Raw genomic sequence first — 16,416 nt, 5'->3', positions numbered from 1 at the left:
CACCGGGGCCTTGCTGCGCCGCACCCGGGCCGGCCGGCCCGCAGGGGGTGCCACGGCTTACAAAGATATAGTGTTTTTCACTTTACGTGGTAATCTCGATCCAAGCAAAAAAGATCGAGCAGGCTCCGGACTGATGTATCTGACACGGCTTGCGGCCCTGCTGCTGGCAGCGGCGGTCGGCTCCTGCGGCAGCAGCAGCGATCCCGGCGGCGCACCGCGCGCGCAGGACGATGCCTGCGCGATCTTCGCCGAGCGCCCCGGCTGGCAGGAGGCGACCCGGGCGGCGGCGCTGCGCTGGGGCGTGCCGGTCGAGCTGCAGCTCGCGATCATCTGGCGCGAATCGAGCTTCCGCGCCGCGGTGCGCCCGCCCAACACCTATGCGATGGGGGTGATTCCCACCGGCCGGCCCTCCACCGCCTTCGGCTATGCCCAGGCGATCGACGGCACCTGGGAATGGTATGTCCGCGAGACCGGCAACCGCGATGCCGACCGGACCGATTTTGCCGATGCCGCGGATTTCGTCGGCTGGTATGCGAGCCGCACCATGAAGGTGAACGAGATCGGCCCGTTCGACGCCTACAACCACTACCTCGCCTATCACGAGGGGCATACCGGCTTCCGCAAGGGCACCTGGCGCGACAAGGCCTGGCTGCAGGATGCCGCCCGCGCGGTGGCGGCGCAGGCGGCGCGGTATCGCGGGCAGATCACCGCCTGCCCGGAGCTGACCTGAGCCGGCGCCGAGGCCGGCCGGCTCAGTTGACGAAGACCGTCGAGCGCACCCCCGAGAAGCCGTCCTTCGAGGTGATGCCGTTGCGCGTCGAGCCCTGCAGCTTGACGTTGCCGTCGAGCATCTTCAGCGTGACGTTGCCGCCGCCGAGGTCGATCTTCCCGGCATGCACCGCGGCGCGGCAGATCCAGACATCGAAGCGGTAGACATCGGTGCCGTAGACCCGCCGCGGGGTCAGCCGCGACGGCGCCGGCGGGCAGTAGAAGCGGAACTCGTGGCCGACCAGCTTGCGGTCGGCGAGGCCGGTGCGGGTGAACTTGGTGTCCCAGTCGATGTGGTGCGCGTCCGGGTGCGGCTGCCGGACCGTGCCGGAGCGCGCCGGCCCGGGCAGCGCCGCATCGGCCAGGGTGCCGGAGACCGGGCGGGCGCCGGCGCCGGCGAGGCCCTGGAGCTGCGCCATCGCCTGGCCGGCCTGGCCGAGCGCCGCGCCGAGATCGCCGGCGCTGCCGCCGCCCTGCATGCAGGCGCCGAGCCCGGCCACGAGGAGGGGCAAGAGGAGGAGCCGGCCGCGCCGGCGGAGCGAGGGGAAACGGGTCATGGGGTCTGGTCTCTCATCTGGGTGAACGGGGGCCGCCCATCGGCCTTCCCCCCAGATAGACCCGCGCTGTATCGGCCCGACGTTGCGGGCCGTTTCAATTGCTTCAGCGGCCCGGCCTCAGCGCCCGAGCAGCTTGCGGAACCAGCCGCTGACCCCCTGATAGCGGGTGGAGACGGTCTCGGTGGTGTCGTCCCACTGCTTGTCGATGGCGTCGACCAGCGGATCGACATGGCGCCCGTAGAGCACGATCACGAAGCGCCGGACGATCAGGAAGCCGATCACCAGCACCGCGACGACGATGCCGTTGAACCAGGGATAGAGCGGCTCGTCCGGCCCCTCGGCCGGGCGGATCGAGACGATGTTGGGGAAGCTCGAGCTCATCTGGAAGCGCCAGCCGTAATAGGTGATGACCACCCATTTCGGGTTGTCGGCGGTGGAGATGTTGTTGGCGGCCTTCGAGGCGACGTTCTGGGTGTCGAACTTGAAATAGGGCGGCCAGCCGAAATCGGTGTCCTCGTTGCGGTATTCCGCCTCCTCGCCCTCGGTGTCGACGACGAAGATGAAGTTGACGTCGCGGGTGGCGGCGGCACCGGTCTCGGTGCTGCTGTCCTGGCGCTTCACCTCCTGGCCGGTGATGCGGACGATGTCGCGCTTCGGCAGGCTGTAATGCAGCAGCCCCGCCACCGCGGCGAGCAGGATGGCGTAGAGGATCCACTTCACTTTCGACATGGGGGCGGTCTCCGCGTGCGGGTCGGTCGGATGGCTCGGGCGGGGCCGGCTCAGGCGAACCAGGCGATGGTGCCGACGATCATACCCACCACCAGAGGGAGCAGGAAGACGCCGTAGAGCGCGCGTTTTTCCCAGGAGCGCTCATAGGCGGCGAGGCCCTTGGAGACGAAATCCTCGCGGCTGAGCCCGGGGGCGGCGCCGGAATCATGCGCCTCCTCGAGGCTGCGCCGCTTGTCCCACCGCATGTAGGCGGCGAGGGCGATATAGATCGCGGTCAGCAGGCCGACGACGAGCACGGCCCGGAAGAGCAGCGGAAACATCGGCGGTCCTCGTTCTGCCTTCGGGTTTCCCCGAGGATATAGCGGCGGGGTGGGGCGGCGCTAGCCGCCGGGGCGCCGCGCCACCACCAGGAAGTTGGAGAAGCGGGCGGTGTCGGCGCGGTCGACGAGGCCGCAGCGCGTGGCCGCCCCGCCGTCGAGGCGCCAGCAGTAGTCGTAGGACCCCATGTCGAGATTGAGCGCCATCTCCGGCGCATGGGCCGCGGCCAGCGCCTCGGTGGCCTCGGCCAGCGTCATCGGCAGCGGGCTCTGCCAGACGCCGAAGCCGCCGCCGCTGGTGAAGAGGATGCGGCGCACGAAGCGGGGCGCGTCCTGCCGCGGCTTCACGTCGACCGCGCCGTCGACGATCAGCAGGTGGCTCTGCGCCACGCTGAGGCCGGCCTGCGCCGCCGCGCGGGCGAAGCGCAGCCGGGCGCCGAGATCGGTCAGGTCGATCCGCGCCCCGGCGAACGCCACCCGGCGGCGGTGATGCAGGCCGAGCCGGCCATCGGGGCCGATCAGCAGGATGCCGTCCATCCGCCCGAGATTGGGGTTGATGATGCGCCCGCCATGGACGAAGAGCCCGACCGGCATCGGCCCGCCATCGGCCCGCCGGTCCTCGCCGGTATAGGCGCCGGTCATCACCCAGGTCTCGGTGGCCGGCTCGGCGGGGGGCGCCTCGTCCGGCAGCAGCAGCAGCCGCGCCGCCAGCGCATCGCCGCCGCTGCAGGAGCGGAGCAGGAGCTGCGGCCCGGCATCGGGGCAGGCCGCGGCCGGCAGCGCGAGCAGGGTGCCGGCAAGGGCGAGCGCCGCCGCCAGCCGGTGCCTCATCCCGGCGACATCCCGCGCAGCCGCTCGGACCGGCGCCGCAGCAGCTCGACGGTGAGCAGCAGCAGGACCGAGACGGTGACCAGGATCGTCGCCACCGCGAGGATGGTCGGCGAGATCTGCTCGCGCAGCCCGGTGAACATCTGCCAGGGCAGGGTCTTCTGCTGCGCCGAGCCGAGGAACAGCACCACCACCACCTCGTCGAAGCTGGTGATGAAGGCGAATAGCCCGCCGGAGATCACGCCGGGCACGATCAGCGGCATCTGCACCCGGAAGAAGGTGGTGACCGGATCGGCGCCCATGTTCGCCGCGGCCCGGGTCAGCGACTTGTCGAAGCCGACCAGCGTCGCGGTGACGGTGATGATCACGAAGGGCGTGCCGAGCACGGCATGGGCCAGCACGATGGCCCAGTAGGTGCCCTGGATCGAGAGATCCGAGAAGCCGAAGGGCTGGCTGTAGAAGAAGAACATGCCGGTCGCCGAGATGATCAGCGGCACGATCATCGGCGAGATCAGGATCGCCATGATGGCGCCGCGGAACGGCACATGCGACTGGCTGAGCCCGATCGCCGCCAGCGTGCCGAGCGAGACCGAGAGGAAGGTCGCCATCGGCGCGATCTTCAGCGAGTTGGACAGCGCCAGCTGCCAGTCCTCGTTGTTGAAGAAGTCGTCATAGTGCTTGAAGCTGTAGGCATCGCTCTCGAACGCCAGCATCCCCGGCGTGAACGTGAAGAAGTCCTCCGCGTTGAAGCTCAGCGGGATGATGGTGATGATCGGGAAGATCAGGAAGAAGAAGATCGCGGCGCAGATCACGCGGAAGGCGTAATACCAGATCTTCTGGCCGGTGGTGGCGTAGACGGGCAGGGCCATGGTCTTATCCCAGCTTCACGTTGTCGATGCCGACGATGCGGTCGTAGACCCAGTAGAGCGCCAGGACCACGATCAGCAGCAGCGAGGCGAGCGCCGCCGCGAGGCCCCAGTTGAGGCTCGAGGAGATGTGGTAGGCGATCCGGTTCGAGATGAAGACACCCTCGGTGCCGCCGACCAGCTCCGGCGTGATGTAGTAGCCGATCGAGAGGATGAAGACGAGGATCGCCCCGGCGCCGATCCCCGGCACGGTGTTCGGGAAGTAGACCCGCCAGAACGCGGTCCAGTCGGTGGCGCCCAGCGATTTCGCCGCGCGCAGGTAGTTCGGCTTGATGGTCTTCATCACCGAGTAGAGCGGCAGGATCATGAACGGCAGCAGGATATGCGTCATCGCGATGATCGTGCCGGTCTGGTTGAACATCATCTGCAGCCGCCCGGAATCGGAGAGGATGCCGACCGAGACGAGGAGGTCGTTGATCACGCCCTCCTGCTGCAGCAGCACGATCCAGGCCGAGGTGCGCACCAGCAGCGAGGTCCAGAACGGCAGCAGCACCAGGATCAGCAGCAGGTTGGAGATCCGCAGCGGCAGGTTGGAGAGCAGCCAGGCGATCGGATAGCCGAGCAGCAGGCAGGAGAAGGTGATGGTCAGCGAGAGGAACAGCGTGCGCTCGAACAGGAAGATGTAGATCGATTCCTCTTCCGGCTTGTCGACGATCTCGCCGTCGGTGTTGCGCTCGAGATCGGCGGCGGCGAGGAAGTAGCTCGAGGTGTAGCGCCCCGAAAGCTGGTGGATGATCGCCCAGTTGTCCGGGTCGCCCCAGTCCTTGTCGCTCTTGATGAAGGCGTCGGTATAGCTCGGCGGGTCATACTCGCCGATCTTCGCCAGCGTCTCGGCGATCAGCTCGGCCTGCGGGCCGCTGTAGCCGGTCAGCGCCGGGCCGCCGGCGCGCAGATCCTCCACGAGGGCGGCATAGACGAGATCCCAGGGCTCCTCCTTCGCCGGGTCCTCGCCCTGCTCGCGCATCTCCTCGGCCCAGGCCGCATAGGCCGCGGCGGTCTTCGGCAGCGCCTGCGCCGCCGGCCCCTCGCCCTCGCCGAACAGCGCGGTGAAGACCTCGGGCTCGTCCCAGTCGCGGCTGACCTTCTTCTCGAACCAGTCGAGGTGGAAATCCGCCACCAGCCGGCCCGACTTGCGCAGCATCGAGGAATAGCCGCCGGCGGCATAGTTGAGCCGCGAGCCGAGGCGGGTATGGGTCTTGCGCTCGGTCGCCACCACGAGATCGGTATAGAGCGCGGCGAAGGCCGGCTCGCCGGGCAGCACGTCGCTGGCCGGGTCCCAGTCCTCCAGCGCGGCGATGGTGCGGGGCAGGGTGTCCGGCACGATGTCGTTCTGCACCGAGCGCAGCAGCATGCCGCCGATCGGGAAGATGAAGCTCACCAGCACGAAGAACAGCAGCGGCGCGACCAGCGCCAGCGCCCGCAGCTTCTGGCGCCGCAGCGCCCGGGCGAGGCTGAGCTTGAGCGGCGTGCCGTCGGCCGCCAGCAGCCGTCCGCGCGCATCGGTCTCCGATGCGGCCTCCTGGGCCTCGGGGCTCGGCGCGTCCGAGCTGAGGGTTTCGGCGGTGGTGGACATCGGCGCCTCCGGCTGGATGGGGAGCGGGGCCGAACGGCCCCGCCCGGTCTTGCGTCAGCGCGCGATCACTTCGCGATCCAGGCCTGGAACTTGGCGTCCAGATCGTCGCGATAGTCCGCCCACCACTCGTAGTTGTAGAGGAAGGTGTTCTTGGCGTTGGCCGGATCGGTCGGCATGTGCGGCGCCATGTCGATGCCGAGATCGGCATGCTTGCCGACCAGCGGGGCCGAGGAGGCGCGCGCCGGGCCATAGGAGATGAACTTCGCCTGGTCGGCGAGGCGCTGCGTGTCGGTGGCGAACATGATGTAGTGCAGCGCGCGGTTCAGCCGGTCCTCCGGCAGGCCGGCGGGAATGATCCAGCCGTCGAGGTCGAAGACCTGCGCGTCCCAGAGCATCTTGACCGGCTGGCCCTGCTCCTCGATCAGCGAGAACAGGCGGCCGTTGTAGGTCGAGCCCATCACCGCCTCGCCATCGGCCAGCCGCTGCGGCGTCTCGGCGCCGGCGGACCACCAGATCACGCTGTCCTTGATGGTGTCGAGCTTGGCAAAGGCGCGGTCCTGGCCCTCCTCGGTCTCGAGCACGTCGTAGACGTCCTCCTTGGCCACGCCGTCACAGAGCAGCGCCCATTCCATGTTGTTGATCGGGCGCTTCTCGAGGCTGCGCTTGCCGGGGAAGTTCTCGAGGTCGAACACGTCGCAGATGTCGTCGGGCTCGCGGCCGTTCCACTCCGCCACGTCGGTGCGGTAGCCGAAGGTCGTCGAGTAGACGATCTGCGGGATGAAGCAGTCGGAGACCAGCAGATCGCCGAAATCCTCCTCGGCGCTGGTGCCGTCGGGCGCCGCTGCCAGCTCCTCGTTGAAATCCATCTCGCGGGCCAGGCCCTCGTCGCAGAGGCGGATCGCGTCGGAGGCGACCACGTCGACCACGTCCCAGGAGACATTGCCGGCCTCGGCCATGGCGCGCAGCTTGGCGACCGCCTCGTTCGAGCTCTCGTCGTTGACGATGCTGACCCCGGTCAGCTTCGAATAGGGCTCGTGATAGGCCTTGAGCTGCGAGCTCGAATAGGCACCGCCCCACGACACGATGGTCATGGTGTCGGCGCAATTGTCGCAAGGCGGCAGGTCTTCCGCGAGCGTGGCCAGCGGCACGAGCGCTATGGCCGTTGCGCCGAGCAGATGGGTGATCTTCATATCCAACTCCCTGATGTCTGTACCCGAGTGGTGATGTGCCCAGGCCGGCCTCGGGCGGGCCGGCCCGGTATGCCGCCTCACGCCGCGTCGAGCGCGCGGCAGTCGTCGGTCTGCCAGCCGATCGGCGTGGTCTCGCCGACCGTGAGCGCCGCATGGGCATGGCTGTTGGGGATCTTCACGATGAAGTCGTCATGGCCCGCGACCTCCATCCGGCAGCGGATGTGGTCGCCCAGATAGATCAGCTCGACGACCTTGCCGGAGAGCGCGTTGGGCGCGCCGGTATCGCCGAGGATCACCCGCTCGGGCCGGATCGAGAGCAGCGTCCGCTCCCCGGCCCCGCCGCAGGCGATCGCCGAGGCGCGCACCGAGGCCTGGCCGTCGATCTCGACCACCGCCTCCTCGCCCTCGATGGCGGTGACGCGGCCCTCGAGGCGGTTGTTCTCGCCGATGAAGCCGGCCACGAAGGCGTTGTCCGGCTTCTCGTAGAGCACCTCGGGCGGTGCCAGCTGCTGCACCACGCCGTCGTTGAACACCGCGATGCGGTCCGACATGGTCAGCGCCTCGGACTGGTCGTGCGTGACATAGACCACGGTCACGCCGAGCCGGTCGTGCAGGTGCTTGATCTCGTACTGCATGTGCTCGCGCAGCTGCTTGTCGAGCGCGCCGAGCGGCTCGTCCATCAGCACCAGCTCGGGCTCGAAGACCAGCGCCCGGGCCAGCGCGATGCGCTGCTGCTGGCCGCCGGAGAGCTGCGCCGGGCGGCGCCCGCCGAAGGCCGACATCTGCACCATGTCGAGCGCGCGCTCGACCTTGGCCTTGCGCTCCGCCTTCGGCATCTTGCGCACCTCGAGCGGGAAGGAGAGGTTCTCCGCCACCGTCATGTGCGGGAACAGCGCATAGTTCTGGAACACCATGCCGATGCCGCGCTTGTGCGGCGGGATGTTGTTGATGCCCTTGCCGCCGAGGCGGATCTCGCCATGCGTCGCGGTCTCGAAACCGGCGAGCATCATCAGGCAGGTGGTCTTGCCCGAGCCCGAGGGGCCGAGCATCGTCAGGAACTCGCCCTTGGGCATTGCGAGGTTGAGATCCTTCACGACGAGGGTCTCGCCGTCATAGGATTTCTGCACACGCTCGAAGGCGACGAAGGCGCCGTCGCTTTGCGTCTCGGTCATGATCACCCCTTTCCCACGGTCTTCCGCCGCAGAGTTCGCCCGAGCTAAACACAGCCGATCAGGGGCCACAAGCCCGCCTGCGCCGGTGACCGCCCGCAGAATGAACAAATTGCGGGCAGTCGCGCCGCCGGGCACGCTGCACTGCACAACCGTTGGGCGAGTGAGGAGAAAAGCGGCGGACCGGGGCAAACCGGTCCGCCGAAAGGCATCAGGGCATCGCCGCAGCCGGGGCAACCCCGGGCTGCAGCAGGAAAGGGAACCAGGGCGTCAGCTCGGCCCTGATCCGGCCGCGGCAGCGATGCGAGACCTGCAGGCGGAACCTGGCCTGCCCCACCCCCATGCGCGCATGGGGTTTCACCCCGAGGCCGAGGGCCCCGCCGCCGGTCTCCGGCAGATCCGGGCGGATCCGCGCCGGGAGCGCATGCCGGCGGCCCGCCGCATCGACGAGCTCGCCCGACAGCCGTTCGGGCGCGCAGTGCGGATCGGCGGCGAGCGCCGAGCGCCAGGCCAGCGCCGTCCAGCGCCCGGCCTGCCCGGCCCCCGGGCCCGAAAGCCCGCCCCCGCCCATCGGCGGCAGCCCGCCCGGCGCGGCGAGACCGAGCGCGAGCTCGATCCCGGTCACCCGCGTGCCGAGCGCCGCCACCGCCGCGCCCTGCCGGGAGACTTCCTCCGGCAGGCGGGCATGGAGCACCACCAGATCCCGCGCCCAGAACAGCGCGCTCACCAGCGCCGCGATCAGCACCCAGTGCTCCCGCAGCTTCTTCAGGGCCTGCAGCGTGGCCCCGATCCCCTTTCCCTGACAGTCGATCGTCATGACCGTTCCCCTTGCAGCAGCCGACCGACGCTGCGCGGACACGGCCGCGTCCGGCCGCACCGGCCGGTGAGGTTCTCGCCCTTGCGGCGCGGATCGCCGCGCGGGCCATTGTTGGGGAGCGCCACGGGGCCGGGAGCCGCGCGACGCTCCCGGGATGCGGCCGGCGCCCCCGAGGCTCGGGCAGCGCAGACCGGCCACGAAGCTAGGCCGAAAGCCTGAATTTTCGGTGAACCGCGCAGCGCGCACCGTCCGGACACGCGCGGCGCGCTGCTGGCCTGCGGGGATCAGCAGTCCCGGCGCATCGCCTTGGCAGGCGGCAGGGCGCGGCGCGCCTGCCTCAGTGCGCCACCGCCGCGGCCACGCTTTCGTCGATCATCCGGCCCACGGCGAAGCGGTCGAGGCTGAAGGGGCCGGCCACGTCGTCGGCGCCGTTGGCGATCAGCGAGGCCGTCGCCCAGCCCGAGCCGGGGATCGCCTTGAACCCGCCGGTGCCCCAGCCGCAGTTGACGAAGAGGTTCTCCACCGGGGTGCGCGAGATGATCGGCGAGCGGTCGCCGGTCATGTCGACGATGCCGCCCCATTGCCGCAGCATCTTCAGCCGCGAGATGATCGGGAAGGTCTCGACCAGCGCCCGCACCGTCTCCTCGACATGCTGGAAGCTGCCGCGCTGGGTGTAGTTGTTGAAGCCGTCGGCGCCGCCGCCGATCACCATCTCGCCCTTGTCGGACTGGCTCATGTAGCCATGCACGGTGTTGGCCATCACGACGATGTCGAGGCAGGGCTTGATCGGCTCGGAGACCAGCGCCTGCAGCGCCACCGATTCGATCGGCAGCCGGAACCCCGCCATCTCCGCCAGCACGCCGGAATGCCCGGCCACCACGATGCAGAGCCGGTTGCAGGTGATGGTGCCGCGGGTGGTGCGCACGCCGGCGACGCGGCCCTCCCTGCGGTCGATCGCGGTGACCTCGCATTTCTGCACGATGTCGACGCCGAGATCCGCCGCGGCGCGGGCATAGCCCCAGGCCACCGCGTCGTGCCGGGCGCTGCCGCCGCGGGCCTGCCAGAGGCCGCCGAGCACCGGATAGCGCGGCCCCTCGATGTTGATGATCGGGCAGAGCTCGCGGATCCGCTCCGGCCCGACCAGCTCCGACTCGATGCCGGCCAGCCGGTTGGCATGGGCGGTGCGCATCCAGGCGCGGTGCTCGTGCTCGGTCTGCGCCAGCATCAGCACGCCGCGCGGGCTGAACATGATGTTGAAGTTGAGCTGCTGGCTGAGCTCCTCGTAGAGCCCGCGCGAGAGCTCGTAGATCGCGGCGGAGGGCGGCTGCAGGTAGTTCGAGCGGATGATCGTGGTGTTGCGCCCGGTGTTGCCGCCGCCGAGCCAGCCCTTCTCCAGCACGCCGACATCGGTGATGCCGTGGTTCTTCGCGAGGTAGTAGGCGGTGGCGAGGCCGTGGCCGCCGCCGCCGATGATCAGCGTGTCGTAATGCGTCCGCGGCACCGGGTTGCCCCAGGCGCGCTCCCAGCCCCGGTGATAGCGCAGCGCCTCGCGGGCGACGGCAAAGGCGGAGTACTGTCTCATCGGGCGGGTCCCTCGCTCGGAGTGGCGGCGTCTCGGTCAGCTTGCGCAATAGCCCGTGGCAGGGCAAGGCGCGGGCGGAAATGCGCCGCTCCGCCCGCCGCCTGCGACATCGGCGGCGCCTGCGACAGCCCGGACCGGCGGCGCCCGTTGCCGTGGCCGCCGCGGCAGACTACCTCTGGCCGAGGAGGTCCGGGGCCATGAGCGAATTCCTGATCGGCGCGATCCTGCTCGGCGCGATGGCGGTGCTCGCCCTGGCGCTGCCGCTGCTGCGTGCGCGCGGGGCCGAGACCAGCCGGGCGGCGCGCGATGCGGCGGTCTATCGCGACCAGCTCGCCGAGCTCGAGCGCGACATCGCCCGCGGGCTGATCGGCGAGGCCGAGGCCGTCGGCACCCGTGCCGAGATCTCCCGCCGGCTGATCGCCGCGACCCGGGCCGCCGAGAGCGCCGGGCAGTTCGCCCCGGCGCCGCGGCGCTTCTCCTCGATTGCCGCCGGGGCGGCGCTGTTCGGGGTGCCGGCGCTGGCGCTGCTGATCTATCTCCTGGCCGGCCGCCCGGGGCTCGAGGACGCGCCCTTCGCCGGGCGCAGCGCCCTCGAACAGCGCGCCGCGGTGGCGATGATCCCGGGCCAGGGGCTGAGCCAGGACGAGGCGGTCGGCCTCGCCTTCGAGCGCGGCCTGCGCCAGCCCCCCGCCGAGCCGCCCGCCGAGATCGCCGGCCAGCTCGAGGAGCTGAAGGCGCATCTCGCCGCCAACCCGCAGGAGATCGAGGGCCGGCGCATCCTCGCCGGGGTCAATCTCCGCCTCGGGCGCTTCGAGGAGGCGGCCGCGCTGTTTGCCGAGATCCAGCGCATCGACGGCCCGCGCCCCCGCATCGAGCCGCTGCTGGCCCGGGCCGAGGCGCTGGTGCTGGCCGCCGGCGGGCATGTCTCGAAGGAGGCCGAGGCGATGGTGGCGGAGGCCCTCGAGATCGACGGCAGCGACCCGGTCGCGCGCTATTTCGCCGGGCTCGTGCACGCCCAGCGCGGCGAGCTCGAACGGGCCGCCGGCATCTGGCGCGCGCTGCGCGACGAGGCCGCGCCCGACGCGCCCTGGCTGCCGATGGTCGAGGGCATGCTGGCCCGCATCGGCGTGCCGCCGGCCCGCCGCGCGGCGCCCGCCGGCCCGGCCGGGGTCGATCCGGAGATGGCCGCCGCGGTGGCGGCGATGTCGCCCGAGGAGCGCGCCGCCTTCATGGCCGACCGGCTCGGCGCGCTCGAGGCGCGGCTCACCGGCGAGGGCGGCCCGCCGGAGGACTGGGTGATGCTGATGCGCGCCTTCCAGGTGTCGGGCCGCGGCGAGGATGCCGCCCGCATCTACCGCCTCGCCCAGGCCGCGCTCGAGGGCGGCGAGGCCGGCTTCGTGCGCGAGCAGGCGCTGCTGCTCGGGGTGATCGCGGAATGAGCCAGTCTCCCGGCAACGCCCCGATCCATGACGACGTGACCGCGCTGGCCGAGGGCCGCGGCCCGCTGATCGGGCTCGATCTCGGCACCAAGACCATCGGCGTCGCCGCCTCGGACGGGCTGCGCATGACGGCGAGCCCGCTCGAGACGATCAGGCGCGGCAAGCTGATGGCCGACATCGCCCGGCTCGGCGAGCTGGCGGCCGCCCGCGGCGCCGCCGGCTACGTGCTCGGCCTGCCGCGCAACATGGACGGCAGCGACGGCCCGCGGGTGCAGGCCACCCGCGCCTTCGCGCGCAATCTCGCGGCGCATCAGCGCCTGCCCATCGCGTTCTGGGACGAGCGGCTCTCCACGGTCGCGGTCGAGCGCATGCTGATCGAGGCGGATTCGTCGCGAAAGCGTCGCTCCGAGGTCGTCGACAAGCTGGCGGCAGCGTACATTCTCCAGGGAGCCCTCGACCGGCTCGCCTGCCTCGGAGGACCGCGCCTTTGACCGACGACACCGGCCGCGACACTGGCAGTAACACCGGCAGCAACGCTGGCAGCGACACTGGCAGCAACGCCGCGGGCGACACCGTCTGGCGGCGCCAGGAGATCGACTCGCCCTGCGTGAAGGTCTGCGTGCTGCACCCGGAGACCCGGCTCTGCATCGGCTGCGCCCGCAGCGGCGAGGAGATCGCCCGCTGGTCCTCGATGGGGGCCGAGGCGCGCGCCCGCATCACCGCCGAGCTGCCCGGCCGCGAGCCGGCGCCGGGGGGCCGCCGGGGCGGGGCCGCGCGCCGCCGCGGCGAGCGGACGCGCCCGGCCTGAGCCGCCCGCCCGGCGCCCGGACGACGCTACGTCAGGCAAAGCCGGAGCTATCCCTGCTGGGTGAGCCGTGCTAGACTGTTCATGTCGCGTGCAATTTTTGTCATCGGGTTCGACTGGCTTGCGCTCTTCCGCATCGGGTAATCTCAGTCCACAGGCAGCTAACTGACGCAACGGGAAACGGCGGATGCTCTTCTGGCCCTTCGTCATCATCGGCACCGTCGTGCTGAGCTTGCTGGTCGCGAGCAATCCCGACGTCCTGGTCCTGCGCACCGAGGACGACCTCCTGCGCATCGCCATCATGCTCGCCCTGCTGGGGCTGCTGCTCGGCACCCTGATCGGGCGCGTGCTGATGCGCGGCGGGCGGCGGCTGCTGGTCAACGGGCTGGCCTGCACCGGCATCCTGGCGGCGGGCGCCGGCGCCTGGGCCTATCGCGGCGAGGCCGACCAGCTCTGGAACCGGCTGCGCGGCGAGTTCCTGCCGAGCCTGGCGATCGCCCATGCCCCCGGCGAGGTCGAGCTGCGCCGCAACTGGGACGGCCATTTCCGCGCCGATGCCCGGATCAACGGCCGCCCGCTCAACATGATGGTCGATACCGGCGCCTCGATGGTGCTGATCCCCTTCGAGCGCGCCGCCAGCCTCGGCATCGACCCCGAACTGCTGAGCTTCTCGATGCGGGTCTCCACCGCCAACGGCGAGTCCCGCGTCGCGCCGGTGCGGCTGACCACGGTGCAGGTCGGGCCGATCGTGCTGCGCGACATCGAGGCGGCGGTCACCCGGCGCGGCCGGCTGGAGACGCCGCTGCTCGGCATGAGCTTCATCGAGGGGCTGACCGAGACCACCTTCCGCGGCGACCGGCTGATCCTGCGCCACGGCGTGGTCGAGGAGCGCGCCTGGGTGCTGACCGGCGAGGACCCGGTCACGCCGCGCGCGCGGATGGCGCCTCAGGGCTTCTCCAGCCACCAGTGAGGCCCGGCGCCCGGGAACGGGTCGGGCCGGAAATAGGCGATGGCGCGGGGCGGGCCCTCCGGCGCCGTCCAGGGCGCGACGCCGTGCAGCGCCAGCCGGTGGGTCAGCACCGCCTGGCCGGGGCGGGCATGGATCTCCACCCGCCGGCAGCGCTCGAACACCGCGCGCCTGGCCGCGACATAGGCATCCGTTATGTCCTCCGCCGCCCAGCGCCCGGGCGCGATGCCGGCGAACCGCGCGCGGAACGCCTGGCGCATCAGCGCGTGCGAGCCCTCCCAGACGGTGAAGGGCGCGGCCTGCGGATGGCTCTCGCCGAGCGGCAGGCCGAGGATGAAGCCATGGGTCTCGCCGAGGGTGCGGCGCCGCGCCGCGTCGCGCAGCAGCCCGTCGACATGGGCGGCATCGCGCCGCAAGCGATAGCCGAAGGCGGCCTCGCTCTCGCCCTCCCAGGGCTGCGGATAGCCCGGATGGCAGACCGAGATCTGCGCCCTGTCCCAGGCGAAGCCGGCAAGCCCCAGCACCTCGGCGACGAAGCGCAGCGGCGCGCCGGAGAGCGGCGGCACGCCCTCGCCCGGCACCGCGCCATCCGGCCCGTTGGGGAAGATGTTGACCCCGGCGAACCAGGTGCCGCCGCAGCGCAGCCAGGCGGCGCGGGCCGCCGGGTCGGCGGCGATGCGGGCGGCGGGCCCTGCCGCGGCGGCGACCCAGGCGGCGATCTCCGGGTCCGGCTCGAACACGGTCCAGCCGCGGGTGAAGAACGCGCGGGCATGGGCCCCGAAGGGCGCGGAGGGGAGCGTGTCGGCCTGGCTCATGGGCGGGACTATGAGGCGCCGCCCCCGGCGCGGCAAGGCCGCCGCCGCAGGATCCGGGTCGCCGCGCCGGGCGCCCGGCGCTAACCCTCGGGAGAGCATCCGAGGAGGCCCGTGATGGACGACCAGACCGCCCCGCTCGCCGCGATCGACTGGGATCGCGCCCGCAGCGATCTCGACGAGACCGGCGCCGCGGAGATCGGCCCGGTGCTCGCGCCGGAGAACTGCGCCGCCCTCGCCGCTGTGTTCGACGACGAGCGCCATTTCCGCGCCCGCATCGACATGGCCCGCCACGGCTTCGGCCGCGGGGTCTACAAGTATTTCGCCGAGCCGCTGCCGGAGCCGGTCGCGGCCCTGCGCCAGGCGCTCTACCCGCCGCTCGCGCGCATCGCCGCCGACTGGGCCGCCCGCCTCGGCGATGCGCCGCCGCCGCCGAGCCTCGAGGCGCTGACCCGCGCCTGCCGCGCCGCCGGGCAGGACCGGCCGACGCCGCTGCTGCTGCGCTATGGCCCGGGGGACTACAACTGCCTGCACCGCGACCTCTATGGCGCCGTCGCCTTCCCGCTGCAGGCGGTGGTGATGCTGTCGCGGCCGGAGGATTTCGCGGGCGGCGCCTTCGCGGTGGTGGAGAACCGGCCGCGGCTGCAGTCCCGCGTCACGGTGCGCCAGCCGGCCCGGGGCCATGCCGTGGTCTTCGCCACCGCCCGCAAGCCGCGGCGTACCGCGCGGGGCTGGAGCGCAAGCACGCTCCGCCACGGGGTCAGCGAGGTGACGGCAGGGCAGCGGACAACGCTCGGCATCATCTTCCACGATGCCGCCTGAGCGGGCTACTCCGCCGCCGCCTGCGTCGCAGCCTGCACGGGAGCCTGCACCGGGGCGAGATGGGCGAGCGCCGCCTCCACCACCTCCGGCCCGGCACCGGGGCGCGTCGCCTGCTCGGAGAGGTGCCGCCGCCAGGCCCGCGCCCCCGGCCGCCCGGCAAAGGCGCCGAGCATGTGCCGGGCGATCTGGTTGAGCCGGGCGCCGCGGGCCAGCTCCGCCTCGATATGGGGCAGCATGCCGCGCACCGCGTCCTCCGGCGCGACCGGGGCGATCGTGCGGCCCGTGATCAGCGCATCCGCCCCGGCGAGGATGCCCGCCGGGTCGTGATAGGCGGCGCGGCCGACCATCGCCCCGTCGAACCGCGCGCAATGCGCCTCTGCCTCGGCAAGGCTGGCGATGCCGCCGTTGAGCAGCACGGTGAGCTCCGGCCGCGACGCCTTCAGCCGCGCCACCAGCGCGTAGTCGAGCGGCGGCACGCTGCGGTTCTCCTTCGGGCTCAGCCCCTTCAGCCAGGCCTTGCGGGCATGCACGGCAAAGACCCGCACCCCGGCCGCCGCCACGGTGTCGACGAAATCCGGCAGCACCTGCGCGGGGTCCTGCTCGTCCACCCCGATGCGGCATTTCACGGTGATCTCGGGGCCGGCCGCGCCGGCCGCGGCGATCATCGCGCGCGCGCAGTCCGCCACCAGCGCCGGCTCGCGCATCAGGCAGGCCCCGAAGGCGCCGGACTGCACCCGGTCGGACGGGCAGCCGACATTGAGGTTGATCTCGGCAAAGCCGAAGGGCAGCGCCATCTCCACCGCGCGGGCGAGCATCTCCGGCTCCGAGCCGCCGAGCTGCAGCGCCAGCGGATGCTCCCGCGGATCATGCGCCAGCAGCCAGTCGGCGCCGCCGAGCACGAGGCCCGAGGCGGTGACCATCTCGGTATAGAGCAGCGCATGGGCCGAGAACTGCCGGTGGAACATGCGGCAGTGCCGGTCGGTCCACTCCATCATCGGGGCGACGGAGAGACGGCGCGCGCGGGCCAGCGGCACGGGCCGGCCGGCGGGAATGGGTGCGGGTGCGGACATGGGCGTCATCTAGAAAGCCCGGACGCCCCCGTCCACCCCCCGCGG

At 71.5% G+C, this 16,416-nt stretch carries 18 protein-coding genes; 6 read left to right on the top strand and 12 right to left on the bottom strand.

Annotation, left to right across the window (positions count from 1 at the left end; all coding sequences use genetic code 11):
- The first annotated feature begins 133 nt into the window (after positions 1–133).
- Positions 134–730, top strand: a complete 597-nt coding sequence (locus tag QSJ97_RS19825; RefSeq protein WP_285673872.1) for a transglycosylase SLT domain-containing protein — start codon at positions 134–136, stop codon at positions 728–730.
- Between the two features lie 22 nt (positions 731–752).
- Here QSJ97_RS19825 and QSJ97_RS19820 read toward each other — a convergent pair whose 3' ends face one another.
- The 10 genes from QSJ97_RS19820 to QSJ97_RS19775 form a co-directional block, all read right to left on the bottom strand.
- A complete protein-coding gene (locus tag QSJ97_RS19820; RefSeq protein WP_285673871.1) occupies positions 753–1,325 on the bottom strand; it encodes an LCCL domain-containing protein in 573 nt (190 codons plus the stop codon).
- A 117-nt stretch (positions 1,326–1,442) separates the two neighbouring features.
- Positions 1,443–2,054, bottom strand: coding sequence for a DUF1523 family protein (locus QSJ97_RS19815; protein WP_285673870.1), 612 nt, complete (start codon positions 2,052–2,054; stop codon positions 1,443–1,445).
- Between the two features lie 50 nt (positions 2,055–2,104).
- Complete coding sequence (locus QSJ97_RS19810) at positions 2,105–2,374, bottom strand: hypothetical protein (RefSeq protein ID WP_285673869.1); 270 nt, start codon at positions 2,372–2,374, stop codon at positions 2,105–2,107.
- Positions 2,375–2,434: 60 nt separating this feature from the next.
- Positions 2,435–3,202, bottom strand: a complete 768-nt coding sequence (locus QSJ97_RS19805) for a hypothetical protein (RefSeq protein WP_285673868.1) — start codon at positions 3,200–3,202, stop codon at positions 2,435–2,437.
- Complete coding sequence (locus tag QSJ97_RS19800; protein WP_285673866.1) at positions 3,199–4,068, bottom strand: ABC transporter permease; 870 nt, start codon at positions 4,066–4,068, stop codon at positions 3,199–3,201. Before QSJ97_RS19800 ends, QSJ97_RS19805 begins: the two co-directional genes overlap by 4 nt.
- 4 nt (positions 4,069–4,072) lie before the next feature.
- The gene (locus QSJ97_RS19795) at positions 4,073–5,698 is read right to left on the bottom strand and encodes an ABC transporter permease (RefSeq protein ID WP_285673865.1); all 1,626 of its coding nucleotides are present in this window, start codon (positions 5,696–5,698) and stop codon (positions 4,073–4,075) included.
- 65 nt (positions 5,699–5,763) lie between these two features.
- Positions 5,764–6,888, bottom strand: coding sequence for an extracellular solute-binding protein (locus tag QSJ97_RS19790; RefSeq protein ID WP_285673864.1), 1,125 nt, complete (start codon positions 6,886–6,888; stop codon positions 5,764–5,766).
- 77 nt (positions 6,889–6,965) lie between these two features.
- Positions 6,966–8,060 (bottom strand): ABC transporter ATP-binding protein, encoded by a 1,095-nt coding sequence (locus QSJ97_RS19785; RefSeq protein ID WP_285673863.1) that lies wholly within the window; start codon positions 8,058–8,060, stop codon positions 6,966–6,968.
- Between the two features lie 208 nt (positions 8,061–8,268).
- On the bottom strand, positions 8,269–8,874 hold the full coding sequence (locus QSJ97_RS19780; protein ID WP_285673862.1) for a hypothetical protein: 606 nt from the start codon (positions 8,872–8,874) through the stop codon (positions 8,269–8,271).
- A 337-nt stretch (positions 8,875–9,211) separates the two neighbouring features.
- Positions 9,212–10,456, bottom strand: coding sequence for a sarcosine oxidase subunit beta family protein (locus QSJ97_RS19775; protein WP_285673861.1), 1,245 nt, complete (start codon positions 10,454–10,456; stop codon positions 9,212–9,214).
- 197 nt (positions 10,457–10,653) lie between these two features.
- Here QSJ97_RS19775 and ccmI point away from each other — a divergent pair, with 197 nt between their 5' ends.
- The 4 genes from ccmI (at position 10,654) to QSJ97_RS19755 (ending at position 13,670) form a co-directional block, all read left to right on the top strand.
- Positions 10,654–11,895 (top strand): c-type cytochrome biogenesis protein CcmI, encoded by a 1,242-nt coding sequence (gene ccmI / locus QSJ97_RS19770; protein ID WP_285673859.1) that lies wholly within the window; start codon positions 10,654–10,656, stop codon positions 11,893–11,895.
- Positions 11,892–12,386, top strand: a complete 495-nt coding sequence (gene ruvX / locus QSJ97_RS19765; RefSeq protein WP_285673858.1) for a Holliday junction resolvase RuvX — start codon at positions 11,892–11,894, stop codon at positions 12,384–12,386. The genes ccmI and ruvX overlap by 4 nt, the downstream gene beginning before the upstream one ends.
- Positions 12,383–12,703: a DUF1289 domain-containing protein gene (locus QSJ97_RS19760; protein WP_352231123.1), complete on the top strand. Its 321-nt coding sequence runs from the start codon at positions 12,383–12,385 to the stop codon at positions 12,701–12,703. Before ruvX ends, QSJ97_RS19760 begins: the two co-directional genes overlap by 4 nt.
- Positions 12,704–12,887: 184 nt before the next feature.
- Entirely contained in the window at positions 12,888–13,670 is a 783-nt protein-coding gene (locus QSJ97_RS19755; protein ID WP_285673857.1) for a retropepsin-like aspartic protease family protein, read from the top strand.
- Here QSJ97_RS19755 and QSJ97_RS19750 read toward each other — a convergent pair.
- Positions 13,646–14,482 carry a hypothetical protein gene (locus QSJ97_RS19750; protein WP_285673856.1) on the bottom strand — a complete coding sequence of 279 codons (837 nt, stop codon included), beginning with the start codon at positions 14,480–14,482 and terminating at the stop codon, positions 13,646–13,648. The two genes, QSJ97_RS19755 and QSJ97_RS19750, sit on opposite strands and share 25 nt — an antisense overlap.
- 114 nt (positions 14,483–14,596) lie before the next feature.
- On the opposite strand from QSJ97_RS19750, the gene QSJ97_RS19745 reads away from it, so the two are divergent.
- Positions 14,597–15,301 (top strand): 2OG-Fe(II) oxygenase, encoded by a 705-nt coding sequence (locus QSJ97_RS19745; protein ID WP_285673855.1) that lies wholly within the window; start codon positions 14,597–14,599, stop codon positions 15,299–15,301.
- A gap of 5 nt (positions 15,302–15,306) precedes the next feature.
- Here the strand turns inward: QSJ97_RS19745 and dusA are convergent, their stop codons facing one another.
- Entirely contained in the window at positions 15,307–16,380 is a 1,074-nt protein-coding gene (gene dusA / locus QSJ97_RS19740; protein ID WP_434220941.1) for a tRNA dihydrouridine(20/20a) synthase DusA, read from the bottom strand.
- Positions 16,381–16,416 lie beyond the last annotated feature (36 nt).

Source organism: Paralimibaculum aggregatum (assembly GCF_030270585.1).
Lineage (GTDB): Bacteria > Pseudomonadota > Alphaproteobacteria > Rhodobacterales > Rhodobacteraceae > Thermohalobaculum > Thermohalobaculum aggregatum.
The sequence above is the reverse complement of the archived record's forward strand: the minus strand, read 5'-3'. Positions and strand labels throughout refer to the sequence as shown.

What these genes read in the sequence shown, in the direction of transcription:
- QSJ97_RS19825 (WP_285673872.1), top strand. Translation starts at nt 134, where the DNA reads ATGTATCTGACACGGCTTGCGGCCCTGCTGCTGGCAGCGGCGGTCGGC.
- QSJ97_RS19820 (WP_285673871.1), bottom strand. Translation starts at nt 1,325, where the DNA reads ATGACCCGTTTCCCCTCGCTCCGCCGGCGCGGCCGGCTCCTCCTCTTG.
- QSJ97_RS19815 (WP_285673870.1), bottom strand. Translation starts at nt 2,054, where the DNA reads ATGTCGAAAGTGAAGTGGATCCTCTACGCCATCCTGCTCGCCGCGGTG.
- QSJ97_RS19810 (WP_285673869.1), bottom strand. Translation starts at nt 2,374, where the DNA reads ATGTTTCCGCTGCTCTTCCGGGCCGTGCTCGTCGTCGGCCTGCTGACC.
- QSJ97_RS19805 (WP_285673868.1), bottom strand. Translation starts at nt 3,202, where the DNA reads ATGAGGCACCGGCTGGCGGCGGCGCTCGCCCTTGCCGGCACCCTGCTC.
- QSJ97_RS19800 (WP_285673866.1), bottom strand. Translation starts at nt 4,068, where the DNA reads ATGGCCCTGCCCGTCTACGCCACCACCGGCCAGAAGATCTGGTATTAC.
- QSJ97_RS19795 (WP_285673865.1), bottom strand. Translation starts at nt 5,698, where the DNA reads ATGTCCACCACCGCCGAAACCCTCAGCTCGGACGCGCCGAGCCCCGAG.
- QSJ97_RS19790 (WP_285673864.1), bottom strand. Translation starts at nt 6,888, where the DNA reads ATGAAGATCACCCATCTGCTCGGCGCAACGGCCATAGCGCTCGTGCCG.
- QSJ97_RS19785 (WP_285673863.1), bottom strand. Translation starts at nt 8,060, where the DNA reads ATGACCGAGACGCAAAGCGACGGCGCCTTCGTCGCCTTCGAGCGTGTG.
- QSJ97_RS19780 (WP_285673862.1), bottom strand. Translation starts at nt 8,874, where the DNA reads ATGACGATCGACTGTCAGGGAAAGGGGATCGGGGCCACGCTGCAGGCC.
- QSJ97_RS19775 (WP_285673861.1), bottom strand. Translation starts at nt 10,456, where the DNA reads ATGAGACAGTACTCCGCCTTTGCCGTCGCCCGCGAGGCGCTGCGCTAT.
- ccmI (WP_285673859.1), top strand. Translation starts at nt 10,654, where the DNA reads ATGAGCGAATTCCTGATCGGCGCGATCCTGCTCGGCGCGATGGCGGTG.
- ruvX (WP_285673858.1), top strand. Translation starts at nt 11,892, where the DNA reads ATGAGCCAGTCTCCCGGCAACGCCCCGATCCATGACGACGTGACCGCG.
- QSJ97_RS19755 (WP_285673857.1), top strand. Translation starts at nt 12,888, where the DNA reads ATGCTCTTCTGGCCCTTCGTCATCATCGGCACCGTCGTGCTGAGCTTG.
- QSJ97_RS19750 (WP_285673856.1), bottom strand. Translation starts at nt 14,482, where the DNA reads ATGAGCCAGGCCGACACGCTCCCCTCCGCGCCCTTCGGGGCCCATGCC.
- QSJ97_RS19745 (WP_285673855.1), top strand. Translation starts at nt 14,597, where the DNA reads ATGGACGACCAGACCGCCCCGCTCGCCGCGATCGACTGGGATCGCGCC.
- dusA (WP_434220941.1), bottom strand. Translation starts at nt 16,380, where the DNA reads ATGACGCCCATGTCCGCACCCGCACCCATTCCCGCCGGCCGGCCCGTG.